The organism is Dictyoglomus turgidum DSM 6724 (assembly GCF_000021645.1).
Lineage (GTDB): Bacteria > Dictyoglomota > Dictyoglomia > Dictyoglomales > Dictyoglomaceae > Dictyoglomus > Dictyoglomus turgidum.
Genome location: NC_011661.1, coordinates 1,460,470 through 1,485,493, shown reverse-complemented (window position 1 = coordinate 1,485,493; position 25,024 = coordinate 1,460,470). Strand labels below are relative to the sequence as shown.

31 protein-coding genes are annotated in these 25,024 nt (G+C 32.5%); 28 read left to right on the top strand and 3 right to left on the bottom strand.

Annotated elements, in window-relative coordinates; all coding sequences use genetic code 11:
- Positions 1-18 precede the first annotated feature (18 nt).
- From rlmB to DTUR_RS07525, 24 genes are all read left to right on the top strand, one after another.
- Entirely contained in the window at positions 19-738 is a 720-nt protein-coding gene (gene rlmB / locus DTUR_RS07635; RefSeq protein ID WP_012583826.1) for a 23S rRNA (guanosine(2251)-2'-O)-methyltransferase RlmB, read from the top strand.
- Entirely contained in the window at positions 735-1,625 is an 891-nt protein-coding gene (xerD, locus tag DTUR_RS07630; RefSeq protein ID WP_012583825.1) for a site-specific tyrosine recombinase XerD, read from the top strand. The genes rlmB and xerD overlap by 4 nt, the downstream gene beginning before the upstream one ends.
- A complete protein-coding gene (locus DTUR_RS07625) occupies positions 1,622-2,806 on the top strand; it encodes a phosphopentomutase (RefSeq protein WP_012583824.1) in 1,185 nt (394 codons plus the stop codon). Before xerD ends, DTUR_RS07625 begins: the two co-directional genes overlap by 4 nt.
- Entirely contained in the window at positions 2,803-4,107 is a 1,305-nt protein-coding gene (locus DTUR_RS07620; protein ID WP_012583823.1) for a pyrimidine-nucleoside phosphorylase, read from the top strand. Before DTUR_RS07625 ends, DTUR_RS07620 begins: the two co-directional genes overlap by 4 nt.
- 18 nt (positions 4,108-4,125) lie before the next feature.
- Entirely contained in the window at positions 4,126-4,728 is a 603-nt protein-coding gene (locus DTUR_RS07615; protein WP_012583822.1) for a site-2 protease family protein, read from the top strand.
- 17 nt (positions 4,729-4,745) lie between these two features.
- On the top strand, positions 4,746-5,735 hold the full coding sequence (trpS, locus tag DTUR_RS07610) for a tryptophan--tRNA ligase (RefSeq protein WP_012583821.1): 990 nt from the start codon (positions 4,746-4,748) through the stop codon (positions 5,733-5,735).
- Entirely contained in the window at positions 5,732-6,391 is a 660-nt protein-coding gene (locus DTUR_RS07605) for a segregation/condensation protein A (protein ID WP_012583820.1), read from the top strand. Before trpS ends, DTUR_RS07605 begins: the two co-directional genes overlap by 4 nt.
- The gene (scpB, locus tag DTUR_RS07600) at positions 6,366-6,863 is read left to right on the top strand and encodes an SMC-Scp complex subunit ScpB (protein WP_012583819.1); all 498 of its coding nucleotides are present in this window, start codon (positions 6,366-6,368) and stop codon (positions 6,861-6,863) included. The genes DTUR_RS07605 and scpB overlap by 26 nt, the downstream gene beginning before the upstream one ends.
- Positions 6,863-7,585 carry a pseudouridine synthase gene (locus tag DTUR_RS07595; protein WP_164931095.1) on the top strand — a complete coding sequence of 241 codons (723 nt, stop codon included), beginning with the start codon at positions 6,863-6,865 and terminating at the stop codon, positions 7,583-7,585. The genes scpB and DTUR_RS07595 overlap by 1 nt, the downstream gene beginning before the upstream one ends.
- Positions 7,561-8,265: a helix-turn-helix domain-containing protein gene (locus tag DTUR_RS07590; protein WP_012583817.1), complete on the top strand. Its 705-nt coding sequence runs from the start codon at positions 7,561-7,563 to the stop codon at positions 8,263-8,265. Before DTUR_RS07595 ends, DTUR_RS07590 begins: the two co-directional genes overlap by 25 nt.
- Positions 8,262-9,584, top strand: coding sequence for a 30S ribosomal protein S12 methylthiotransferase RimO (rimO, locus tag DTUR_RS07585; protein ID WP_012583816.1), 1,323 nt, complete (start codon positions 8,262-8,264; stop codon positions 9,582-9,584). The genes DTUR_RS07590 and rimO overlap by 4 nt, the downstream gene beginning before the upstream one ends.
- Positions 9,581-10,078, top strand: coding sequence for a CDP-diacylglycerol--glycerol-3-phosphate 3-phosphatidyltransferase (gene pgsA, locus DTUR_RS07580; RefSeq protein ID WP_012583815.1), 498 nt, complete (start codon positions 9,581-9,583; stop codon positions 10,076-10,078). The genes rimO and pgsA overlap by 4 nt, the downstream gene beginning before the upstream one ends.
- Entirely contained in the window at positions 10,059-10,643 is a 585-nt protein-coding gene (gene thpR / locus DTUR_RS07575) for an RNA 2',3'-cyclic phosphodiesterase (RefSeq protein WP_012583814.1), read from the top strand. The genes pgsA and thpR overlap by 20 nt, the downstream gene beginning before the upstream one ends.
- A 172-nt stretch (positions 10,644-10,815) precedes the next feature.
- Positions 10,816-11,244, top strand: a complete 429-nt coding sequence (speD, locus tag DTUR_RS07570; protein ID WP_012583813.1) for an adenosylmethionine decarboxylase — start codon at positions 10,816-10,818, stop codon at positions 11,242-11,244.
- Positions 11,245-11,284: 40 nt separating this feature from the next.
- Positions 11,285-12,199 carry a polyamine aminopropyltransferase gene (gene speE, locus DTUR_RS07565; protein ID WP_012583812.1) on the top strand — a complete coding sequence of 305 codons (915 nt, stop codon included), beginning with the start codon at positions 11,285-11,287 and terminating at the stop codon, positions 12,197-12,199.
- A 142-nt stretch (positions 12,200-12,341) separates the two neighbouring features.
- Positions 12,342-12,467 (top strand): hypothetical protein, encoded by a 126-nt coding sequence (locus DTUR_RS09575; protein WP_012583810.1) that lies wholly within the window; start codon positions 12,342-12,344, stop codon positions 12,465-12,467.
- Positions 12,467-12,985 carry a shikimate kinase gene (locus DTUR_RS07560; RefSeq protein ID WP_012583809.1) on the top strand — a complete coding sequence of 173 codons (519 nt, stop codon included), beginning with the start codon at positions 12,467-12,469 and terminating at the stop codon, positions 12,983-12,985. The genes DTUR_RS09575 and DTUR_RS07560 overlap by 1 nt, the downstream gene beginning before the upstream one ends.
- On the top strand, positions 12,978-13,415 hold the full coding sequence (gene aroQ, locus DTUR_RS07555) for a type II 3-dehydroquinate dehydratase (RefSeq protein ID WP_012583808.1): 438 nt from the start codon (positions 12,978-12,980) through the stop codon (positions 13,413-13,415). The genes DTUR_RS07560 and aroQ overlap by 8 nt, the downstream gene beginning before the upstream one ends.
- Before the next feature lie 622 nt (positions 13,416-14,037).
- Positions 14,038-15,237, top strand: a complete 1,200-nt coding sequence (locus tag DTUR_RS07550; protein WP_012583806.1) for a glycosyltransferase family 2 protein — start codon at positions 14,038-14,040, stop codon at positions 15,235-15,237.
- 80 nt (positions 15,238-15,317) lie between these two features.
- Entirely contained in the window at positions 15,318-15,584 is a 267-nt protein-coding gene (locus DTUR_RS07545) for a hypothetical protein (protein ID WP_164931025.1), read from the top strand.
- A gap of 135 nt (positions 15,585-15,719) precedes the next feature.
- Entirely contained in the window at positions 15,720-16,010 is a 291-nt protein-coding gene (locus DTUR_RS07540) for a hypothetical protein (protein WP_012583804.1), read from the top strand.
- Between the two features lie 97 nt (positions 16,011-16,107).
- On the top strand, positions 16,108-17,541 hold the full coding sequence (locus DTUR_RS07535; protein ID WP_012583803.1) for a polysaccharide deacetylase family protein: 1,434 nt from the start codon (positions 16,108-16,110) through the stop codon (positions 17,539-17,541).
- Between the two features lie 255 nt (positions 17,542-17,796).
- Complete coding sequence (locus tag DTUR_RS07530) at positions 17,797-19,032, top strand: glycosyltransferase family 4 protein (RefSeq protein WP_012583802.1); 1,236 nt, start codon at positions 17,797-17,799, stop codon at positions 19,030-19,032.
- Positions 18,990-20,051, top strand: a complete 1,062-nt coding sequence (locus DTUR_RS07525) for a glycosyl transferase (RefSeq protein ID WP_012583801.1) — start codon at positions 18,990-18,992, stop codon at positions 20,049-20,051. The genes DTUR_RS07530 and DTUR_RS07525 overlap by 43 nt, the downstream gene beginning before the upstream one ends.
- Here DTUR_RS07525 and DTUR_RS07520 read toward each other — a convergent pair.
- From DTUR_RS07520 to rsmI, 3 genes are read right to left on the bottom strand one after another with little or no spacing between them, the layout of a single operon-like run.
- A complete protein-coding gene (locus DTUR_RS07520; protein WP_164931093.1) occupies positions 20,048-21,097 on the bottom strand; it encodes a type IV pilus twitching motility protein PilT in 1,050 nt (349 codons plus the stop codon). The genes DTUR_RS07525 and DTUR_RS07520 overlap by 4 nt on opposite strands.
- A gap of 29 nt (positions 21,098-21,126) precedes the next feature.
- A complete protein-coding gene (gene plsX / locus DTUR_RS07515) occupies positions 21,127-22,137 on the bottom strand; it encodes a phosphate acyltransferase PlsX (RefSeq protein ID WP_012583799.1) in 1,011 nt (336 codons plus the stop codon).
- Entirely contained in the window at positions 22,134-23,003 is an 870-nt protein-coding gene (rsmI, locus tag DTUR_RS07510) for a 16S rRNA (cytidine(1402)-2'-O)-methyltransferase (RefSeq protein WP_012583798.1), read from the bottom strand. The genes plsX and rsmI overlap by 4 nt, the downstream gene beginning before the upstream one ends.
- Positions 23,004-23,067: 64 nt before the next feature.
- Here rsmI and DTUR_RS07505 point away from each other — a divergent pair, with 64 nt between their 5' ends.
- Genes DTUR_RS07505 through rpoZ form a run of 4 tightly spaced genes read left to right on the top strand, consistent with a single transcriptional unit; the run spans position 23,068 to position 25,016 of the window.
- Complete coding sequence (locus tag DTUR_RS07505) at positions 23,068-23,925, top strand: endoribonuclease YicC domain-containing protein (protein WP_164931024.1); 858 nt, start codon at positions 23,068-23,070, stop codon at positions 23,923-23,925.
- Positions 23,926-23,941: 16 nt separating this feature from the next.
- Positions 23,942-24,199 carry a DUF370 domain-containing protein gene (locus DTUR_RS07500; RefSeq protein WP_012583796.1) on the top strand — a complete coding sequence of 86 codons (258 nt, stop codon included), beginning with the start codon at positions 23,942-23,944 and terminating at the stop codon, positions 24,197-24,199.
- The gene (gene gmk / locus DTUR_RS07495; protein WP_012583795.1) at positions 24,200-24,832 is read left to right on the top strand and encodes a guanylate kinase; all 633 of its coding nucleotides are present in this window, start codon (positions 24,200-24,202) and stop codon (positions 24,830-24,832) included.
- Positions 24,813-25,016, top strand: a complete 204-nt coding sequence (gene rpoZ, locus DTUR_RS07490) for a DNA-directed RNA polymerase subunit omega (protein ID WP_012583794.1) — start codon at positions 24,813-24,815, stop codon at positions 25,014-25,016. Before gmk ends, rpoZ begins: the two co-directional genes overlap by 20 nt.
- Positions 25,017-25,024: the final 8 nt, after the last annotated feature.

Genomic DNA, 25,024 nt, shown 5'->3' with positions numbered 1-25,024 from the left:
TAAAGAAAGGAGCATAAGATGGAAGATATAATTTATGGAAAGAATTCAGTACTTGAGGCTCTTAAAAGTGAGATTCCTTTAAACAAGATATATATCGCGAGAGGTATTCATTTTGATAATAAATTTAACGAGATATTAAAGTTGGCTAAAGAGAAAAGTATTCCCATTAAGTATGTGGAGAGAAGCTTTATAGAAAAAATGGTGGATGGAAATTCTCAGGGAGTTCTTGCTATTCTTTCCTCAGTTCCATATAAAGATTGGAAAGAATTGGAAAAATCTTTGGATAATAAAAGTATAATTGTGGTGCTGGATCATATTCAGGACCCTTATAACTTGGGAGCTATTGCAAGGACTTCTGAATTTGCGGGTGTTTCAGCGATAGTGATACCTAAAGCAAGAAGTGCGGGAATAACTTCTGTTTCTTTTAAAACTTCGGCTGGAGCTCTGTCTTACATACCTGTAATAAGGGTTTCTAATATAGCAAATTTTTTAAGAGAGTTAAAAGGGAAAGGATGGTTTATAGTAGGGGCAGACCTTAATACTGAAAATTTATATAATAAAGTAGAGTATAACTTTCCTCTTGCTCTTGTAGTAGGAAGCGAAGGAGAAGGTTTACATAGGATTGTTAGAGAGTCTTGTGATTTGCTTGTAAAAATACCATCATATGGTAAAGTGGAATCTTTAAATGTCTCGGTAGCGGTAGGGATTATTCTATATAAGATAAGAGAAAGTCTATGAAAGATAAATTAGAGGATTTTTTATTTTATCTGAAATTTGAAAAAAACATGTCTCCTAATACTATTGATAGCTATAGGAGAGATTTAGAAGATTTTATTATTTTTCTTCAAAAAGAAAAGGTAAATATTAAAAACTTAAAAAGAGAAGAGTGGCAAAGGTATTTAGTATCTTTATATAACAGATACAAGATAAAATCTATTGCAAGAAAGATATCTTCTATAAGAAGCTTCTTAAAATTCCTTCTAAGGGAAGGCTATATTAATAGGAATTACAGTAGTTTTATGATAATTCCAAAGATTCCTATGTATCTTCCAGAGATTCTTGATAACAAAGAGATAGAGAATTTTTTGAAAATTCCTGATCCCTTATCTCCCCTTGGTATTAGAAATATAGCAATTCTTGAAACCTTTTATGCTACGGGCATGAGAGTTTCAGAACTTGTTAATTTGGATGTTCAAAGTATAAACTTAGAAGAAAAATATGTTAGATGTTTTGGGAAAGGAGATAAAGAAAGGATTATTCCTTTGGGGGATTATGCTGTAGAAAGTCTTAAAAAATATCTTTTAGTGAGAGATTCTTTTAATCCAAAAGATGAAAAGGCGTTGTTTTTAAATAAAAAAGGTGAGAGAATAACGAGACAAGGTGTATGGTTTATCATAAAGACCTATTCTAAAATCTTAGGACTTCCTAAGAAGGTTAGTCCTCATACTTTTAGACATTCTTTTGCTACTCATCTCCTATCTAATGGGGCTGATATACGTATTGTACAAGAACTTCTTGGCCATTCTGATGTTGCCACTACCCAAATTTATACTCATATTGTTTCTAGCAAGCTTCATGAGGTTTATCAAAAGGCTCACCCTTTAACAAGGAGGAATGATAAATGAAAAGAGCTATATTAATAGTTTTGGACGGTGTGGGAATAGGTGAGCTTCCTGATGCTTTTAAATATAACGATGAGGGAAGTAATACTTTAGTAAATACTGCCAAAGTTGTGGGGGGTCTTAATCTCCCTAATATGGGAAAGATGGGACTTTCTAATATAGAAGAAATTCCAGGAATTCCCAAAGAAGAAGACCCTATAGCCCTCTATGGTAAGATGGCAGAAGCTTCGCCAGGAAAGGATTCCACAACAGGACATTGGGAAATTGCAGGCTTGATTCTTGAGAAACCCTTTCCCGTATATCCCAATGGGTTTCCTAAGGAAATAATAGAAGCTTTTGAAAAAGCTATAGGGAGAAAGGTGATTGGAAATAAGCCAGCATCAGGAACAGAAATTATAAAAGAATTGGGTGAATATCACATGAAGACAGGATATCCTATTGTTTATACCTCAGCAGATAGTGTTTTTCAAATAGCTGCTCATGAAGATGTAATTCCAGTAGAAGAACTTTATAGAATGTGTGAAATTGCAAGAGCTATGCTACAAGGTGATCATGCAGTGGCAAGAGTTATTGCAAGACCTTTTGCGGGTTCTCCTGGAAATTTTTACAGAACACCAAGAAGAAGGGATTTTTCTTTGCCTCCTTTCAAACCTACACTATTAGATTATCTTAAACAAAATGATTACGATGTTATAGGAGTGGGAAAGATTGAAGATCTTTTTGCGGGAAAAGGGTTAACTTCATCTTTTCATCAAGAAAATAATACTGAGGGTATAAATAATATCTTTAAAGCCTGGGAAAAATTAAGGGAAGGACTAATATTTGTGAATCTTGTAGATTTTGATATGTTGTACGGACATAGAAATGATCCTCAGGGAATGACGAGAGCTCTAAAGGAATTTGATGATGCCTTGCCTGATGTAATGGGTCTCCTCTCTGATTTTGACTTATTAATAATTACTGCTGATCATGGAAATGATCCAACGACTCCAAGCACGGACCATTCAAGAGAATATGTGCCTCTTCTTGTTTATTCTCCTAATTTTAAACGTACTTTTTCCTTAGGAATTAGGAAAACTTTCTCGGATCTTGGTAAGACCCTTGCAGAGTTTTTTGAGGTGGAGAATGATCTTTGTGGGGAAAGTTTTTTGAATGAAATAGAGAAGGGGTGGAAAGGATCATGAGAATGATTGATATTATCATTAAAAAGAGAAATGGAGAGGCTTTAAGTGAAGAAGAGATAAGTTTTGTAGTGGACGGATATGTAAAAGGAGATATTCCAGATTACCAGATGTCTGCCCTATTAATGGCTATTTATTTTAGGGGTATGAATATAGAAGAAACCATTACTTTAACGAAAAAGATGGCTTACTCTGGAAAGGTTTTGGATTTGTCCTCTATACCAGGGATAAAAGTAGATAAGCATAGTACTGGTGGGGTAGGAGATAAAACTACATTAATCTTTGCACCCCTAATTGCTTCTATGGGATATCCTGTAGCAAAGATGTCTGGCAGAAGTTTGGGACATACAGGAGGGACTATAGATAAGTTGGAATCTATTCCAGGTTTTAAAACAAGTATGAAGGATGAAGAATTCATAAAACAAGTTAAAGAGATAGGTATTGCCATAGTAGGTCAGACAGAAGATTTGGTTCCTGCGGATAAAAAAATATATGCTTTAAGAGATGTAACAGGGACTGTTGACTCCATACCACTAATAGCAAGTAGTGTTATGAGTAAGAAAATTGCGAGCGGTTCTGATGTAATAATTCTAGATGTTAAAGTGGGGAGAGGTGCTTTTATAAAGGATATAAATTCTGCGAAAGAACTTGCCAGGATTATGGTGGGTATTGGTAAAGGATTTGGCAGAAAAATTGTTGCAGTACTTTCTCAAATGGATCAACCTTTAGGTTTTGCTATTGGAAACTCCCTTGAAGTTATGGAAGCAATAGAAACTCTTAAGGGCAGAGGACCTAAGGATTTGAATGAACTTATAGTTACTCTTGCTACAGAGACGTTGAGATTAATAAATATTAATTATAAAAATGAGGATATCAGGGCTAAGGTGATGGAACAATTGAGCAATGGAAAGGCTTTGGCAAAGTTTAAAGAGATGATTAAGACTCAAGGTGGAGATGTAAAAATAGTAGATGATTATAGTCCTCTGTTGAGTGCTAAGATTCAAAAGGAGATTTATTCTCTTGAAGGGGGATACGTGGAGGATATAGATGCTTATAAGGTAGCTTTAAGTGTGATGGCTCTTGGTGCAGGGAGAGAGAAAAAGGAAGATAAAATTGATCTTTCTGTAGGGATAAGACTTTACAAGAAGATTGGAGATAAGATAGAGAAGAATGAGCCTATCGTGACTTTTTATGCTAATGATGTTGAAAAATTGAAGAGGGCTCAGGAAATTTTTAGAGAAGCAATTAAAATAGGAAATAAGAAAAAAGATCCGCTTCCCATAGTTTTGGATGTTATTTCGTAAAATTAGGAGGAAAAAAGAATGGAATTTAGTAATTTAGTCACTTACTTATGGAGAATAATTGCTATATTAATTGCTATAACAGTTCATGAATTTGCTCATGGTAAAATGGCAGAAATAGAAGGAGATATTACTCCAAGACTCTCAGGAAGATTGACTTTAAATCCTTTAGCTCATATAGATCCTATAGGTTTTTTGATGCTTCTTCTTTTTAGATTTGGATGGGCAAAGCCCGTGCCCGTAAATTTTGATAACCTGAGAAGAGGAGACAAAAGTGTCATACTTGTCTCTCTGGCGGGTCCACTTGCTAATTTCTCTCTTGCTTTTTTAGTAAGTATTTTCTGGAGGTTTGATTTACCTGTTCCTATAGGTTTTGTGAGCTTTTGTATAGAGCTTGCTATTCTCAATGTATTCTTAGGGATATTTAATCTGATTCCTATACCCCCTCTTGATGGTTCTCATATATTGGAGGCTCTTTTACCTTACAAGTACAAAAGATATTATCAGTCTATAGGTATTTATGGTGTACTCATATTGATGATTTTGATATTGACCAATGGATTGTATATAATAATTAGTCCTTTGTTAAATCTATTTCTATATCTTTTGGGATTACGATTTTAAAGGGAGGTTTTTGATGGATGAAGATCGGAAGAATACTTAGTGGAATGAGACCTACTGGTAAACTTCACTTAGGGCACCTTTTAGGGGTTTTAAAAAATTGGGTTGAGCTCCAAGATAGTTATGAGTGTTTCTTTGAGATTGCAGATTGGCATGCCTTAACTACTCATTACCGAGAGACCGAAGAGGTTGTGGAAAATGTGTTAAATATGATTTGTGATTGGCTTGCTGTTGGTATAGATCCTAAAAAATCTGTTATATTTAGGCAGTCTGACATAATAGAACATGCAGAACTTTTTTTATTATTTTCCATGATAGTGCCTCTTCCTTGGCTTGAAAGGAACCCTACTTATAAAGAACAACTTCGTGAGATGGAAGGAAGAGATCTTATGACCTACGGTTTTTTGGGATATCCTGTGCTTCAAGCAGCTGATATATTAATCTATAGAGCAGATACAGTGCCTGTAGGAGAAGATCAACTTCCTCATTTGGAGCTTACAAGGGAGATAGCAAGAAGATTTAATTATTTTTATTCCCCTATATTTCCTGAACCACAAGCAAAGCTTTCAGAAGTTCCTGAGCTTGTAGGTATTGATGGTAGAAAGATGTCCAAAAGTTATGGAAATACTATTCCCTTAGACACAGAAGAAGAGGAGCTTAAGAAATTAGTAAGAAGTATGATTACTGATCCTGCAAGAATAAGAAAAAATGACCCAGGACATCCCGAGGTATGTACTGTGTTTGCTTATCACAAAATCTTTAACAAAGAAGAAATAGAAGAAATTGATTATGCATGTAGGAATGCTCAGATAGGATGTGTAGAATGTAAAATGAAGCTTGCAGAAAAGTTAAATCAATTTTTAGCTCCTATAAGGGAGAAAAGAAAAATTTATTCAAAGGATAGAGATCTTACTTGGAGTATTCTTCTCGAGGGAAATAAAAAAGCAAGGGAAGAGGCTCAGAAAACTATGGAGCTTGTAAGGGAGGCTATGAGAATTAAAATAACATGATAATAAATCCTTTCATTACTATAAAAGAAATGTTGCAGAGAGAGGTTGATATATCTCTCTTCCCTTTAAAAAATCTAGTAGATCAGTATTCTTCTCTTGGGGAGGAAAAGTGGAAAGATCTTGAGCTTACTACTTCTTTTCTGGATGTAACTTTAGAGCTTCTTGAAGGAAAAATTAGAAAACTTTTTAACAAAAAGGCAGATTTAAAAATAGAAGAGGAAGAAGAAGTATCATACTTTTACGATGATTCTTGGAGAGATTTGGTGGAGTATTTAAGAGAGAAGGAAGAAAGAAGTTTACTGATATTTAGAAGAGAGAAAAAAGAAGAAATCGAGCTTACGCCAGAAAAAAAGGTAAATATAGCTGAGATTTACTTTTTGTTTTTGGAAAAGAAAAATAGTCTTATCTTAAATCTTTCTTATCTTGACGAAGATTATGATTTAGACTTTGAGGAAAAATATAAGGAAATTTTGAGTAAAAAGGAAGGAAGATTTTCGGAGCTTATTAGAAAAAAGCCCCTATTGGATGCTATAGGTTATTTTCTTGTTTTGTGCGATATGAGCAATAAGAATGAAGTGATTTTAAAACAAGAAGAATTCTTGGGAGAGATATATTTTAAGGTGAAAATCTATGAAGGAAATAAAGCCAATAATTAAAAAGCAAATAGAGGCACTAATATTTGTAGCTGATAAGCCTCTTTATCCTCAAGAGATTGCAAAGATCTTGGAAATAACTGTGGAAGAAGTGGAGTATATTTTGCAGGAGCTTAAAAAGGAATATGAAGAAAGAGGAATTAACCTTTATAAGATAAATGGAGCTTATGAATTTGCCACCTCGCCCGATACAGCTTCTGCTTTATGGAGATATGTGTCAAGGAAGAGGGAAAGATTGTCTAAAGCTGCTCTTGAGGCTCTTGCTATAATTTATTACCATCAGCCTATAACTAAAGCTGAGATAGAGACCATAAGAGGGGCAAAAGTAGATAGTGTTTTGGGGATGCTCTTAGAGAAAAGGTTGGTAAAAATAGTGGGTAGGAAAGAAACCATAGGAAGGCCCTTTTTGTATGGCATAGGGGATGAGTTTTATAGGTATTTTTTTATTGAGGATGATGAAGAGTTAAGGAGATGATGGAAAGACTTCAAAAGTTTATATCAAGATCTGGAGTTACATCAAGAAGAAAAGCCGAAGAGTTAATTTTAGAGGGTAGGGTAAAGGTAAATGGGAAGGTAATTAGAACCCTTGGGGTTAAGATTGATCCAGAAAAAGATGTGGTAGAGGTAGATAACAAAATTATAAAACCCGAAAAAAAACTTTACATTGCTTTATATAAGCCCGTGGGATATTTATCCTCGCTATATGACCCCTTTGGTAGAAGAACCATAAAGGATCTTTTAAAAGATAAACTTTCTTCAAGGGTTTATCCTGTAGGTAGGTTAGATTTTGATAGCGAAGGGCTTTTGTTATGCACTAATGATGGAGAGATAGCTAATTTTGTTATTCATCCCCGATATAAAATTCCAAAGATTTATGAGGTCTTAGTCAATGGAATACCAAAAGAAGAGGAGTTGAAAAAATTTAGGGAAGGTGTTATTTTAGAGGAAGGGAAAACTCTTCCTGCAGAATTTGAGGTTGTTTGGAAGAATAGTAAAACAAAAAGATCTCTATTGAAGGTGGTTTTGTATCAAGGTTGGAAGAGACAGATAAGGAGGATGTTGGCGCTATTTGGATATGAGGTTTTAAAACTTAAGAGAATACAGATAGGAGAGATAAGGCTTGGTAATTTAAAACCAGGAGAATTTAGATTTTTGAATGATGAGGAAATAAAATGGTTGAAGAGTCTAAGACCTTAGGAGAAATTCTAAGAGAAGAGAGAGAAAAGAGAGGGCTCTCTTTAAGGGAAGTATCTGACTCTCTTAAAATAAGCTATAGATATCTTAAGGCCCTAGAAGATGATGAATATGATAAGGTGAATCTTGCTGAGATTTATAAGAAGGGTATTTTGAAGAAATATGTTAAATTTCTTGGGCTTTTTGAAGACGAAATATTTAAGATTTATACTGCTCAGTATAAGACAAAGATAGAAGAAAGTCTGCCTAAGCTTGCTAAGTCAGAAAGATGCTCTTGGAAATATGGGGTTTATTTGATTGTTATATTTATAATATTTTTGACCTTATTTTTGACGGCAAAGTTTAATCAACGCGAAACTCCCAAGAATGTTAGAACTGATATAAGAAATTATGAGTTAACTATGACAGAGACTTATACGGAGAGTAATAGTGAGGTTAATTTTACGCATACTTTTACTGATACTATAAAGGTTGTAGCTGTAGATAGAGTTTGGCTTAGAGTTAGTTATAACAACAATACTATTTATGAAGGAACCTTAAAAGAAGGTGATACTTTAACTTGGACTTATACCCCTCTTTATTTTCATATAGGTAATGCAGGAGGACTTGAAATATATTATAACGATAATAGCCTTGGAGTTTTGGGAAAGAAAGGAGAGGTTATAAAGATTAAGGTGCCATGAAAAAGGCTGGGGTTATACATTTGGGTTGTTCTAAGAATCAAGTAGATACCGAGGTACTTATGGGTTTTTTGAAAAACCTTGGATATACTTTTACTCCTCATTCTGAAGAGGCAGATCTTATTCTTGTAAATACTTGTGCTTTTATAAAGCCAGCGTGGCAAGAAGCAGAGGAAAATATTAGCCTATTAGAGAAATATAAAAAAATTAATGAGAATTTAAAGATTGTAGTTGTGGGTTGTTATGTGGAAAGATTTAAAGAAGAGTTAGAAAATAAATACCCTTTTGTAGATCTTTTCATAGGTCCTGGAGAATATGAAAAATTTGTTTCCCTAATAACCTCTAATGGAAAAAGGGGAATTTATTCTTCTCCTGCTTCTTCTTTTATCTATAACCACAAAATGCCGAGAATTTTAATTTCTCCTAATTTCTGGGTATATGTAAAAATTGCTGAGGGCTGTAATAACTTTTGTAGTTACTGTACTATACCTTTTATTCGTGGAAGACTTAGAAGTAGAAGCATAGAAGATATTGTTAAAGAGATAGAAATCTGGATAGGAAAAGGGGTAAAAGAGGTAAATCTTATTGCTCAAGATACCACGAGATATGGAGAAGATTTATATGGAAGACCATCCTTAGTTGATTTATTGAGAAATATTGAAAAAATAAGAGGTGATTTCTATGTGAGAATTTTATATTCTTACCCTTCTCGAATAAGTGAGAAACTTATTGAAGCTATAAAAAATTCTGAAAAAGTTGTTCCATATTTTGATATTCCTATTCAGCATGTAAGTGATGTGATATTGAAGAGGATGAATAGGAGTTATAAAAAAGATGATATCATAAAATTATGGCATAGAATAAAGGAAAACTTTGAAAATGCTGTTATAAGAACTACAGTAATGGTTGGTTTTCCTGGAGAAACAGAGGAAAATTTTGAGGAGCTTATTGACTTTATAAAAAAATATCCTTTTGATAGATTAGGCGCTTTTATTTACTACAATGAGAATGGAACAATTTCTAAGGGTTTTGAAAACCAAGTAGATGAGGATGAAAAATTGAGAAGATATGAAATTTTAATGGAAACTCAGAAAAAGATATCTAAAAAACTAAATGCTAAACTTTTAGGGAAGGAATTTGATGTAATAATTGAGGATGAAAAAGGAAAATATTTTGTGGGTAGAAGTTGGAGAGAAGCTCCCGAGGTAGATGGATTAATAATGATACCCAAAGAAAAAGAAAAAACTCTTAAGATTGGAAGTAAGGTGAGGGTAAAAATAAAAAAGTACAGATCCTATGATCTTCTTGGGGAGTTGGTATGAATTTACCTAATATTTTAACAATTATAAGAATATTTATGGTCTTTCCTATAGTTTTACTCATGGATGTGAACCCTTTAGCTTCTGGTTTATTATTTATTCTTGCTATATTTACCGATTATTTGGATGGAGAAATAGCAAGAAAATACAATAAGGTTTCGGATTTAGGTAAATTTCTTGATCCTCTTGCCGATAAAATCCTTGTATTAGGGATTCTAACTTACTTTGTTTGGTTAAGATATTTTTCACCTTGGATTGTTATTCTTATTCTTTTTAGAGAGTTTATGATTACAGGCTTGAGACTTTCTCTTGTTCAAAGAGGCATCATTCTTCCAGCTTTAAAGTCAGGAAAATTAAAGACCCTTTTTCAGGATATAAGTATCTTATTCTACTTATGGAATTTACCCTTTAAATATTTACTATTAATTATATCCTTAATTCTTACCTTATATTCTGGTTTTTATTATTTTTACAAATATGGCAAAAAGATCTTCTGATAAAAATACAAACTATAAAAGACTATTCATAGCTATAGAATTTGAGGATAGCGTTAAAGAACACATTTATAAATTTCAAAAAGAATTAAAGGCTTCTATAATAGGGGATATAAAGTGGGTTGAGAAGGAAAATTTCCATTTAACCATTAGATTTCTTGGAGAAACCCCTGAATCTTTGATTGAGGATGTCAAGAGTATTTTGGAAGAAGTTTCTAATTATGTTGATCCCTTTTATATTTCTCTTGAGGGGTTTGGTGCTTTTCCTTCTTTGAAAAGTCCAAGGGTTTTGTGGATTGGAATAGAAGAGGGATTAGAAGAGTTAGAAAAGATTTTTGATTTTATTGAGAAGAGATTAGTTAAAAAAGGACTAAAAAAAGAAGATAAACCATTTTCGCCCCATTTAACCTTAGGTAGAGTTAAGGATAAAGACATTAAAATTTTGAAAGAGAGTTCTTTTTCTAAACAAGTAGTCTTTGTTAATAGTATCACTCTCTTTGAAAGCAGATTAACCTCTCAGGGCCCCATATATACTCCTATTTACAAGGTTAGTTTTGGTAAAAAATAACGAAATTTTGCAAAAATTCTCTAAATACTGCAAAACACAGAGAAATATTGAGAATATTTGCTAAAAATTTCAAACTCTGTTCATTTTCTCTGGAAAAATTGTTGTCAAAAGGTTATATTAGTGATAAAATTTGTTTCGTAAAAAATTTCAACGAAAGGAGGCGGGACCCAAGGTGAAAATAACAGGGAAATCTCTTGGAAGACATATTTTGGCTGAAATGTATAATTGCAACAGAGAGATTTTAAACGATGTGGAGAAGATTAAAGAAATTATGGTTAGAGCCGCAATAGAGGCAGGAGCAGAAGTAGTGGAAGTTGTATTTCATAAATTTAGTCCCTATGGTGTAAGTGGAGTTGTAGTAATATCTGAGTCCCATCTTGCAATTCATACTTGGCCTGAGTACGGATTTGCAGCAGCTGATCTTTTCACCTGTGGAGATCATGTAAATCCTTGGAAAGCTTTCGAGTATTTGAATAATTATTTGCAGGCTGAACAGTTCATTACTTTTGAGGCAAAAAGAGGTATTTTGCCTATAGAGGCTGGTAATTTCACTTATAAACCAGAAAGTGTAAAAGAGGAGGAAAAAGAAACTGTAGGTTGACTGGTATAATATTTTTGAATGAAGAAGGTGAAATATAAAAATGGATGCTTATTGGATTATTGAGAAAAATCATCCCAGTGAGATACATTGGCATGGAGTAAGTAGGTTTTACTATACAGGGGTATCTCCCTTTCAAAAGATAGAGATTATTGAAAGCACTTTCTATGGAAAATGTCTTGTATTAGATGGAAGGATTCAATCCAGTGAGAAAGATGAGTTTATCTATCATGAGGCATTAGTGCATCCTGCCTTGCTATTGAATAGAGCTGCTAATAAGAAAGTGTTGATAATGGGTGGAGGAGAGGGGGCTACCCTGAGGGAAGTTTTGCGGCATAAAGATGTAACAGAAGCTATTATGGTTGACATAGATGGGGAAGTAGTAGAGGTGTCAAAAAAATATTTACCTGAATGGCACCAAGGAGCCTTTGATGATCCAAGGACAAGATTGTATATAACTGATGCAAGAGAATTTGTAGAAAAGTCCAAGGAAAAGTATGATGTAATAGTAAGTGATCTTTCAGAGCCTATGGAGGGTAGCCCTGCAGTAAAACTTTTTACCTTTGAATTTTACCACATTATAAAGGATCATTTGAAGGAAGATGGCATATTTGTAATGCAAGCTGGTACAACTCATCATCTCAAAATAGCTTTTCATTCTGCCATGAATTCTACTTTACGTAGGGTGTTTAAGATAGTAAGATCTTATCAAGCCTATGTACCAGCATATGACTTTATTTGGAGTTTTATCTGGGCAAGTGATAAAATAGATCCAAAAGATTTTAGTGAGGAAGAGATAAATAGCTTGTTAAAATCCAAGAATTTAGCAAATTTAAAGTTTTATGATGGAGAAACCCACAAAATGATGTTTTCTCTTCCAAAACACCTTAGAGAACTAATAGAAAGAGAGGAGAGAGTAGCTTATGATAACGCTCCTCTATATGCAGTAGAGGATTAAAAAGGAGGTTTTTATGTTTTGTTGTGAGGATTGTCCATATTATAAAGAGTGTCTAAATCATAAGGTAGGATGTTGCTCTAAATGTCCTCACTACAATGAATGTTATGATGTTAAAGAAGGCTATAATTCGGAGGGGTAAGATATGGCAAAACCAAGATCTAAGAAAGAGAAGAGGGAAAGAGCTATTAGAATAGTTGCTGCTGTTGTAGCTGTGTTTTTCCTTTTAAGTATCTTTATAATCTGGGGTATGTATTTTATTGGTAGATAATGAGATCTTCCCTTTCTTTTGTTGGCTTTATGGGAAGTGGGAAAACTAGCATAGGGAAGAGGATTTCCCTTTTTTTTAATATTCCTTTTTTGGATTTAGACGAGTATATAGAAAAAAAATTAAAAAAATCCATCTCTGATATATTTATAGAAAAAGGAGAAGAGTATTTCAGAAATATCGAAACAGAGTCTTTAAGAGAAGCTTTTTCTCTTTATCCTAAGATAGTCCTTTCCACAGGAGGAGGAGTTGTTCTTAGAGAGGAAAATAGAAGGATTTTAAGAGAAAAAAGTAAAGTTATATATCTAAAAGGAGAATTTGAAAATTTGATGAAACATTTAGAAAACAAAGAAGAACATGAGAAGAGACCTCTTTTAAAGAAAGGAAGAGAAGAATTATACAATTTGTGGAAAAAGAGACTACCTTTATATGAATCCTGCGCAGATATTATTGTTGAAGTAGATAATAAAGATATAGATGAAATAACTTTTGAGATTATTGAGAGGTTAAGAGATGATTAAAGTATTAGTTTTACATGGTCCTAATTTAAATCTTTTGGGGGTAAGAGAGCCAAATATTTATGGGAGAGTAGATTTTCAAACTCTTAATAATTTAATATTACAAAAGGCAAAAGAAAGAGAAATAGAGGTAGAAATAAAACAGTCCAATTTTGAAGGACAACTTATAGATTGGATTCAAGAGTATAGAGATTGGGCAGATGCCATAATTATAAATCCAGGAGCCTTAACCCATTATAGTTATTCCTTAAGAGATGCTTTATTGGCCTTTGGAAAACCTGTAATAGAAGTCCATATAAGTAATATTTATAAAAGGGAAGAATTCCGTCATCATTCCGTTATAGCTCCTGTTGCTTTAGGGCAGATATCAGGCTTTGGAGTTAATAGTTATTTATTAGCCTTAGAAGCTATTTTTTTGTATTTTAATAAATAAATATGGACAAAAAAGAAAGATTTATTCCTTACCATAGAGCTTATAGGAAGTTTCCCTCCATAGGTAGGAACTTTATATTTTATCTTCTTCTATTAGTGTTACCCTTTGAAATAATTCTTTTCCTTATTCTCTCCAGGATGTAAAAATAGTAAAGATTGATGGTATTTTAAAAGATATATACATCTTAGATTTTCCTGGAAAGTATCCTTATCTATTTTCTTTCTTCTTTTTCCATCAAAATTTCCATATAATATAAAAATCTTTTCAGAACTTTATATGAATACTCAAATTGGAGTTTGGATTTTTATTCCGATAATTATGGGTATAGCTTTAATTCCAATTCCATCTAGTTTTTTAACAAAGTTTCTAATTGTTTTTCTCACTCTATCTTATTCTATTATTTTTGGATCCGTTAGATATGCTTTTTTCATGCATACTCTTTTAAATTTTTCCTATATTTTCTCTGCTCCTCTTTATTTTATTTTTGGCCTCTTTATAGATTTTAGCTATGTTGTTGGCACGTATTCTTTTTATGTGGGTATTATAGCTAAAAAATTGCAGAAAACTGAAGAGGCATGGAAATGGATATATTAATACTTCTCTATATGCTCTCAGGCACTTTTTGTTTACACTTAATAGAGCTTTTGGAGAACAGAGACTTGGATATCAGGATATTATAGATTCAGATTTACCTTATGTAAGTGTACTCGTTCCAATGCATAATGAAGAAAAGGTAGCAGAGAATGTTTTAAACGCCTTGCTTAATACAGATTATCCTAAGGATAGAATAGAAATTATTCCTATAGATGATAATTCTACTGATAGAACAAGAGAAATATTAGAAGATTATAGCAGTAAGTATCCTCATCTTATTAAGCCTTTATATAGAGGATCTTATCTTCCAAGAGGAAAACCGTCGGCCCTTAATGATGCTTTAAAAGTAGCAGAAGGGGAAATTATTATTGTTTTTGATGCGGATTATATTCCTCCCAAAGGGATTATTAGAGATCTTGCTGTTTCTTTCTTAGATCCCGAAGTAGGAGTAGTAATGGGAAGAGTAGTACCTTTAAATATATCTAAGAATCTTCTTACAAGACTCTTTGATCTTGAAAGAATTGGAGGATATCAGGTAGATCAACAGGCAAGATATAATTTAAAGCTTATTCCTCAATTTGGAGGTACAGTAGGAGGATTTAGAAAAGAGCTAATCTTAAAATTGGGTGGTTTTAATCCCAAAATTCTTGCAGAAGATACTGAATTAACAATTAAGGCATATATTAATGGGGTAAAAGTTTGTTATACGAATAGAGCAGAATGTTATGAAGAAGCACCAGAAACATGGGAAGTGAGAGCAAAGCAGATAAGAAGGTGGTCTCGCGGCCATAATCAAGTTATGTTCAGATATTTATTACCACTTATCAAATCTCCTTATCTTTCTTTAAGAGAAAAGGTTGACGGTGTATTTCTCCTTTGTGTATACTTAATTTCCCCTCTTTTTCTTATTGGATTGGTAGATTCTATTGTTCTTTTCTTCTTAGGAGAAATGCAGATTTTAGGTAGTAGTTTTTTTATTTTTCTTTCTGCATATAATACCTTTGGAAATTTTGCTCCTTTTTATGAAATTGGATTAGGAGCTCTCCTCGATGGAGCAACTTATAGGATATTTCTTTTGCCACTACCACTTTTCAATTTTTTCTTCAATATGTGGTATTCCTCTTTAGGTTTTTTTGATTCAGTATTAGATTTAATTACTAGAAGAGATCCTGTTTGGCATAAAACTGAAAGATTTAGAAATGGGGGAGATGTAAATTGCTGCTCATAACCCTTATTTTTCTTTTATTTCTCCTATTTCCTTTCCTGCCAAGTATAAAAGAATATCTCAATCCTAGAGATATTTTGCCTTTGCCAATTGATTTTAATTATTCCAGAAATCCTAGGTATTTTTCCGAGTCTTTTAAGAGAAAGTTGCATGAGACAATAAAAATTGAGGATGTCTTAAAAGCATTGGACGGGACAGGAATTTTGGATTTTCATGGTGAAGATATTAAAATCTACCATATAGATAGCATTCCTTCTGGAATGGAGCTAAATAAAATTATATATATGTTGGGCGATTTAAAAACAGGAGAAAATGTGACTATAAAAGGGGAATGTTTTCTCTCAAGGTAAAGTAGTTTTGGAAAATAATTCTGAAATTGGAGAAAAAGGAAAAATAAAATCGGCTATAGAGAAAAAGGGGATACATATTAAAGGAAAAGTAAAGGTATATGGTTATATGATGACAGAAGGAGAGGGTAAAGTAAATTGAAAAAGTTTTTGGTCTTTTTGTTTTTAATTCTTGTAGTTATATTTTTATTTTCCTTTAAAAATCTTTTGGAAATATATTCTCTATGGGGAAAAGATTTTGCAGTATTGATTGTTTATAATCCCAACTTTCTTAAAGAACATTCTTATATAATGAATGCTTATAGAAGTGTTTTGGAGGAAGAAGGTGTTATTTATAAAGAAGTGAGTATTTTTAATTTAATCACTTTTGATCCTAAAATAGTTGCAGACTTTAAGAAAATAATTATATTTCCTAATGGTTTAAATTAGTATTTGCCGAAAGAAGCAGGGCCATGGGTAAGGAACTATCTTTCTTATGGAGGAAATATTTTTGTGAGTTATGATGCAGGGATAAAAGATTTCAAAAATGAATATCTTGAAAAGGCTTTGTTTTCTGAATTTGTGGGAGCAAATTATATCACATAATAAAAAATATAAGGTTTCCTGTTTCACCTTAGGATACTTATATATAGATAAAACTCGGAAAGAATTTTTAGAGATACCAGATGGTAAGTTAGAAAAAGAAAATCTTTTAGGGGGTTATGCTTATGGAAATCTTGAATATCCTATAGTTAGAGTAGAGGAAGAAAAAGATATTAAAGAGAATGAAATTTATGCGCTGACAATTTCTCAAGATGGAAAAAAATATCCTGGAATTATAATAAGAAATTATAGCCGTGGGAAAGTGATGTATGTAAATCTTCCCTTGGGACACCTGAAGGCTTATGCTGATGATTTTCCTATTAGAACCTTTTTAAGAGTTTTTCTCTTTAAGATTTTGAAAATTCCTCATCTTTTAAATACTCCATATGGAATAGGTGGGATTGTGATAAACTGGCATGTGGATTCAAGTATTGATTGGAAAAGTATTCCTTATATGCTACAGAATAATTATCTAAGAAAAGGAATCGAATATTCTATTCATATAACTGCGGGAGATTTTAGAGATAAACAAGGAGATAAGTTGGGGTTTGATGCTTGTGGAGAAGGTAAAAAATATGTAAAAATGATTCTTAATTTTGGAGTTATAGGTTCCCATGGTGGGGGGGCACATAACTTCTTTTCAGATAATATCCTGAAAGGAATTTTTGGAGAAAAGGAAATTTACGAGTATATTTTGAGGAACAATGAGTGTTTGGAAAATATAACAAACTATAAGATTTTAGAATATTCTGCTCCTAACGGTGTACATCCTCAGCCTATAACCACAAAAGTTTTAGAAAAATTAGGCATGCTTTGCTATTATTATACAGGAGATAATGGATCCTCTCCTAATAGAACTTTTATAAATGGTAAAATGGTGTCTCATAAAGTTATAGCTTTTCCAATATCTTCATTTGGTAAGTATGCTTCTTTTTTGGAAGTGAAAAAAGGTGGGAAAACCGAGGATGAGGTTAAGAGATGGCTCTTTTCAATTGTATATTATGTGGTTAAAAATCGCACTTTGAGACTTATATATTCACATCCGTATGATATTCCTTTATATCCTAATGCTCTTAGAGAATTTTGGGATTATGTAAACACTTTGAAAAATAAAGGTATTATTCAAGTAAAACCTATGTCATACTTTGCTACTTTGCTTCTTAGATTTCTGAATACTAAATATAGTATTAACTTTTCTAACAAGAGAATAACTATAGTAAACAAAGAAGGTTTAGAAGGTATAACTCTTGCCCTTCCTAAGGATTTTGTTATAAAAGATCTTCCCTATGGAGTTACTCTGAAAGAAGAGGAAGGTTATCAATATATTACTATTACGAAAGCTTTTTCTGCTAATAAGCTTGACATCTTTTTTAATTAAGTAGAAGCGGGTTAATAGATAAATTAACTACTAGATTTATTTTGTGGTAAGTTTTTAGTACTACTAAAGACTGTCTTTTTTACTCATCTAAGATTTTTAGGACAAATCTTCTTTTATAGTTGACAAATCCCCTAAATATATCTATAATTAATATAGATAAACTAATCATATCTATTAATAAATCATAATCCAGTAAGATCTTATCGACGTAGTAACTTTAAACTCCCTTTTAAACCAATAAAGGAGGTGACACTTATGATTAGGAATTATTTGGACAAGATTAATGTGGCATTTCTTAGCACTTATCCTCCTCGAGCATGTGGACTTGCAACTTTTACAGAGGATCTTATAAAGGAGATTGATAAAATAGCCCCCTTATATAATCCCTATGTAGACACCTCGGTGATTGCTGTAAGTGACGATAAGTATACTTATGATACTAAGGTTATTAAAGAAATAAATCAATTCAATAAAGTAGATTATTTTGAACTTGCTCAATATCTTAATGACTCTGATATTGACCTTTTAGTAATACAACATGAGTATGGGATTTTTGGAGGAGAAAGTGGCGAATATCTTTTAGATTTAATTTATCACTTAAAGATACCTTTTATTACTGTGCTTCATACGGTTTTAATAAATCCCAGTGATAAACAAAAGTATGTTTTGAAGGAAATTGGAAAATATTCTACAAGGGTTGTTACTATGGCTAAAAATACCATTGAACTTTTAGAAAACATTTATGACATTGATAGGAGGAAAATAGTACATATTCCTCATGGAGTGCCATATATATACTATGGTGAAAGGGAAAATCTTAAAAAAGAACTTGGATTAGAAGGAAAAATAGTAGTGAGTACTTTTGGTTTAATAGGACCTGGAAAGGGGCTTGAATATGGCATTGAGGCAATAGCAAAACTGAAGAATGAATTTCCTAATATAGTTTACCTAATTTTAGGTAGAACTCATCCTGGAATTGTGAAAAATGAAGGTGAATCTTATAGAGAAAAATTGTTAAAAATGGTAGAGAACTTAGGAGTGAAAGAGAATGTCTTATTTGTGAATAGATATTTGACCCAGGAAGAAATTCTCAAGTATCTACAAGCGTCAGATATCTACATGACTCCCTATCTTAATAAAGAGCAAGCAGTTAGTGGAACTTTAAGTTACGCTCTTTCTTGCGGGAGAGTTATTGTATCTACTGCTTACAGATATGCTGAGGAACTTTTGGCTGATGGTAGAGGTATTTTAGTAGAGTTTAGAGATTCAGAAGGAATTTACAGAGCTATAAGAGATGTATTAAATAATGAGGAGAAAAGAAAAGAAATAGAAAGAAAGGCTTTTAAGTATGGTAAAAGCATGTGGTGGAATGTAGTTGCAGAAAAATACATAACACTCTTCCATGAAGTAATCTTGGAAAAAAATGCAGAAATTGGGGGGTGGAAGAAATGGAGCTTTTCTACCCTAGAGTTGACCACCTATTCCGATTAACTGATGATACAGGTATTTTGCAACATTCAAAATTTGGTGTGCCTGATCCACGTTTTGGATATACTACTGATGATAATTCAAGAGCTCTAATTGTAGCAATAATGCTATACAAAAATTATCATGAAAAGAGATATTTAGATCTTATTTATAAGTATAGTTCCTTCCTTTTGAATGCTCAGACAGACAAGGGAAACTTTAGGAATTTTATGTCCTATGAGAGAAGGTTTTTAGAAGAAGAGGGTTCAGAGGATTGTTTTGGTAGGACCTTATGGGGATTGGGTTTTGGTATAGCCTCAAAGGAAATCCCCATAGGGGTAAGGAATTTACATAGGGAACTATTTATAAAAGCCCTAAAATACATAGAAAATCTAAGGTCTCCTCGGAGTAAAGCTTATACTATTTTAGGCCTTTATTATGCGCAAAAGGATTTATCTCTAAGTAGTCTCAAACTTATAGATTACATAGATCAACTTGCAAAATCCTTAGTAAGACAATTTAGAGAAAATAATGACTCTTCTTGGAGATGGTTTGAAGATATAATGGCATATAGCAATGCTATACTTCCCCTGTCTTTATTGGTTGCTTATAAAGTTTTGAAGAATGAGAATTTTAAAGAAGTTGCCATTGATAGTATGGAGTTTTTAGAAGGAATAGTATTTAGATATGGATATTTCAAACCTATTGGATGTAATGGCTGGTATGTAAGGGGAGGAAAGATAGCTGAATTTGATGAACAACCTATTGAGGCAAGTGAAATGATTCTTCTTTATAGAGAGGCTTATGAACAATTTAAAGATGTAAAATATATAAACAAAGCAAAAGAAACCTTTATGTGGTTTCATGGAAGGAATTCAAAGGGGGTAAGTATGATTGATGTGGAAAGTGGGGGTTGCTTTGATGGTATAAATGAATATGGTGTTAATCTTAATCAGGGTGCAGAAAGTATTTTATCTTATCTTATTTCCTATTTAACCATAAAAGAAATAGTTAATCTCAAAGAAGAAATTGCTATATCTTAACCTGAAACAATTCCTTTAATGGCAAGCTCCAAATCTGAAGGATTTGGACTTGCCATTAAAGCTTCATTAGCATCTATTATATTGGCTCTATATAGTTCTAAGAGATGCTGATTAAAGGATTGCATTCCTTCTAATCTTCCTTCTTCTATAATCTTAGGAATTTCTGAGAGTTTATTTTCTCTGATCCATTTCCTTACTGTAGAGGTACCTATTAACACTTCACATGCAGGGACAAGCCCTGTTTTATCCTTTCTTTTTAATAGTCTCTGAGATATGACCCCTACAAGGGTACTTGCTAATTGATATCTTACTTGGTTTTGTTGATAAGGAGGAAACATATCTACAATTCTTGAAATAGTAGAAACGGCATCTATAGTATGAAGTGTACTAAGTACTAAGTGTCCTGTTTCTGCAGCTTGAAGGGCTACCGATACACTTTCCAAATCTCTCAATTCTCCTACCATTATTATGTTGGGATCTTCTCTTAAAGCCATTTTAAGAGCTGCATAGAAAGAGCTTGTGTCAATTCCTATTTCTCTTTGAGAGATAAGAGATAATTTATCAGTAAATACATACTCTATAGGATCCTCAATAGTTATTATATTTAGGCTTTCATTTTGGTTAAGGTATTCTATCATGGCGGCAAGAGTTGTAGATTTACCGCTTCCTGATGGTCCTGTAACTAATATTAATCCTGCCTTTTTAGTGGCAAGGTTCTTTAATATAGTGGGAAGCCCTAATTCCTCTATAGAAGGGATGTTTAATTTAATAAGTCTCATAGATATAGCTATGGTTTGTCTCTGAGTGTAGACATTGACTCTAAACCTAACTAGTCCTTTTTTCTCATAAGGAAAGTCTACTTCTTTATTCTTTAGAAAGATATCTCTTACTGCAGGAGGCATTATGCTGAAAGCTAAATTTTCAACCTCTTCTGGGGTTAGAGGCTCTTCCTTAAGAAAGACAATATCTTTCATAATTCTTACTGCTGGAGGAGTTCCAGCTTTCAAATGAATATCTGATGCCTCTAAATTTAATGCAAGGTTTATTATCTTTTCAAACCTCTCTGGTTTTATTTTTAATCCCCCCTATCGGTTATTTTGTTTAGTCCCTCCAAAATTTTCTTATTTACTTCTAATTTTACCATTTTTTCTGCAACTTTTAATGCATTTTTTATGGCTTTAGCTTTTGATCTTCCGTGAGATATGATTACAGTTCCATCTACTCCTAAAAGAGGAGCTCCTCCAAATTCACTATAATCGAGCTTCTTTTTTACATTTTTGAATTTTGGCTTTAATAATAGTCCTAAAATGATACTCCAGAGAGAGCTCTTAATCTCAGAAGAAAGAAGGTCAAATAGGGTTTCAGCTACTCCTTCGGCGGTTTTGATAGCCACATTTCCTACAAAACCATCACAGACAATCACATTGGCTGTCCCCTTAAAGAGGTCTTTCCCTTCAACATTTCCTATAAAATTAAATAGGGGATTATTCTTAAGAAGGGTATATGTTTCTTGTACTAATTGGTTTCCTTTTCCTTCCTCTTCTCCTATATTTAAAAGGGCTATTTTAGGGTTTTTTACGTTAAAAATCTCTTCCATATATACTTTACCCATAAGGGCAAATTGCTCTAAATATTCTTTTTTGCAATCTACATTTGCTCCTATATCAAGGATTATTGAAGGAATCTGAGTTAATGTGGGAATAAGAGTTGATATAGCAGGTCTTTTAATTCCCCTTATTCTTCCTAAATATAGTAAAGCACTACTCATTACAGCTCCTGTATTTCCTGCGGAGACCACACCATCTACTTTTTTTTCTTTTAGTAATTTTATAGCTTTTACTATAGAAGAATCCTCTTTTTCTTTTACTGCAAAAGCAGGATGTTCATGCATTTCTATTACTTCTTCCGCATGGACAATCTCTATTTTACTTTCATTATAATGATAGTCTTGGAGAATTTTTTTAATCTCTTCTTCTTTACCTACAAGAACCACAGAAATATTGCTTTCTTTAATTGCCTCTAAGGCACCTTTTACCGTTTCTATAGGTGCGTAATCTCCACCCATGGCATCTAAAGCTATCTTCATATCTTAAAGTCCTCCTCTTTTAGCTTATTTTTTAATTCTAGACTTTTTTTGTAGACCTCTTTTTTAGGTATATTATACAATTTTGAAACCTTATATATAGCCTCTTTCAAAGAAATATTGTGCTTTACAATTTGATCTATTAATAGAGCCTCTATAGAGAAAGAGACTTCCCTTTCCATATTGTCCTCCCATGAGACTATCACTGTGTATTCTCCTTTTTCCTTATAAGGATCATTGTTTATTTCTTCGATTACCTTTTTTATCTCTCCATAATAAGTTTTTTCAAACTTCTTAGTAAGTTCTCTGCATATACATACAATAGAATTAGAGAAGATTTCTCTTATAATATTTAGAGTTTTAATTATCCTTTTAGGAGATTCGTATATTATGAAAGTGTTAATTTTGCTTTTTTTAATCTCTCTAAGTTTATTTACCTTTTTGTTTTCTTCTTTTGGAAGAAAACCTAAGAAGAGAAATTCATTAAGAGGAAGCCCTGAAACAGAGAGTGATGCGGTAAGGGATGATGGACCTGGAATAGGTATGACCTCAATATTTTTTTCTCTCACAGCTTTTACTATTTTATATCCTGGATCTGAAATACATGGGGTTCCAGCGTCAGAGACAAGAGCAATGTCCATATTTTTATTTAGTAGAAAGTCAAGAAAAAGCTCTATTCTTTTTTCTTCGTTGTATTTATGGTAAGAGATCAAAATTTTGTCTTGAATATTATAAGTTTTAAGAAGAATTGAGGTATGTCTTGTATCCTCAGCAGCTATCACAGGACATGCTTTAAGAGTTTCTATAGCTCTAAGGGTTATGTCTCTCAAATTGCCTATTGGGGTTGCTACCACATATAATTTACCCATGAGTAAATTATATAAACTTTTTTCTACTTGGCAAATATTTTTAGGTGAAGTAAAATAACTACTAATGAAGAGCATGACTGCTTCAGCATTTAGAGAATTATCTATTGATAGCCTTAATTTTTTCTTAGAAGTTAAAGGCTATAATCATAGATTTTTGGAGATTAAAATAAATCTTCCTGATACTCTATCATCAATTGAGAAAGAGATTGCAAGAGAGATTAAAAAGTTTGTAAAGAGAGGTTTTATCTTATTTTCTATTAAGATAACTAAAGACCATTTAACTAATTATAAAATTAATGTTCCTTTGATAATGAATATTCTTGAGGAGATTGGAAGAATAACAGGAAAGGAAGAGAATATTTGGGATTGGAAGGAAATACTTGCTAATCCGCAGATTTTTTATGTAGAAAACAGATTTTTCAGAGACGAGGATTTTTCAAACTTATTGACTGAGACTAAAATTCTTCTTGAAGAATTTAATAGAATAAGAGAAGAGGAAGGAAAAAGCATATTTGAGGCTTTAGAAAGGAGTCTTGATAAGATAGAAAGTTTACTTTTTTTAATTAAAAAAGAAGAGGGAAAATGGCAAAAAGAAGCAAAAGAATTTTTGGAGAGAAAATTGAAGGAGTTTAATTTTAAGGATATAGACGAGAATAGGTTATATCAGGAGCTCTCTTTATTACTTATGAAAACAGATATAAATGAAGAGATTATAAGAATAGAAGAATTTGTTCGAAGATTTAAGAATGAAATGAAAAAGGAAGAATCAATAGGCAAAACTCTTGAGTTTATAGTCCAAGAAATACATAGAGAAGTTAATACTCTTTCTAGTAAGACAGCTAAAACTTCTGTTATGTTTTATGCGGTAGACATTAAAAATGAGCTTGAAAAAATTCGTGAATTAATATTAAATGTTGAATAGGAAGGAGAGGGTTTAGATGAAACTCATAAATATAGGTTTTGGTAATATGGTAGTTAGTTCTCGTATTGTAGCTATTATTAGTCCTGATTCTGCGCCTATAAAAAGATTTTTATCTGACGCCAAAACTAGAAATGAACTTATAGACGCTACTTATGGTAGAAAAACAAGGGCAGTGTTAGTTCTTGATAGCGGGCATATAGTTTTATCTGCTTTACATCCTGAAACTATTGCAGCAAGAATAGAAGGTGGGGATAAAGAAGAGGAGAGCTCATAGATGTTTAGGGGAAATCTTTTTGTTTTATCAGGACCATCGGGAGTTGGAAAAGACGCAATCTTGGAAAGGGTTTTAAGAATTGTACCCAATCTTGTTAAATCCATCTCTTATACCACAAGGCCTAAAAGACCAGGTGAAGAAGATGGTAAAAACTATTTCTTTGTAAATGAAGAGAAATTTAAAGAAATGATCGATAAAGAAGAGTTTTTGGAATGGGCAGTGGTTCATGGATATCTTTATGGAACTCCTAAAAAAATGGTTGAAGACTATATTAGTAAGGGTGTAGATGTAATATTAAAAATAGATGTACAGGGAGGAATTAATGTAAAGAGAATTTTTAGTGATGCAAAGTTAGTTTTTGTTTTGCCTCCTGATTTTAATGAGCTAAAAAGGAGACTTATAAATAGAGAAACCGAAGATTTACAAGATTTAAATATACGTCTAAAAAATGCCCCTCTTGAAATTTCTAAGATTTCTTATTATGATTATGCTGTTGTAAATGATAATTTGGATGAAGCAGTAGATGTAGTAAGGTGTATTATATATGCTGAAAGACATAGACTGTGCAAAGAAAAAGTAGAACATTTTTTAAGAATCTTTGGAGGTGTAAAAGATGAAGGAAGTAAATATTGATACACTTATTTCTAAAATACCTAACAAATATGTTTTGACTGTTGTAATATCAAAAAGAGCAAGGCAACTTTTTGAGGAGTTAAAGTTTTTGAAAACTATCGCGAGGGATCCTCTAATCCTTGCTATGGAAGAGATTGCTCAGGAGAAAATTGCTTATGGAGAAGGAGATGATTTAGAAGATTAGAAAGTTTA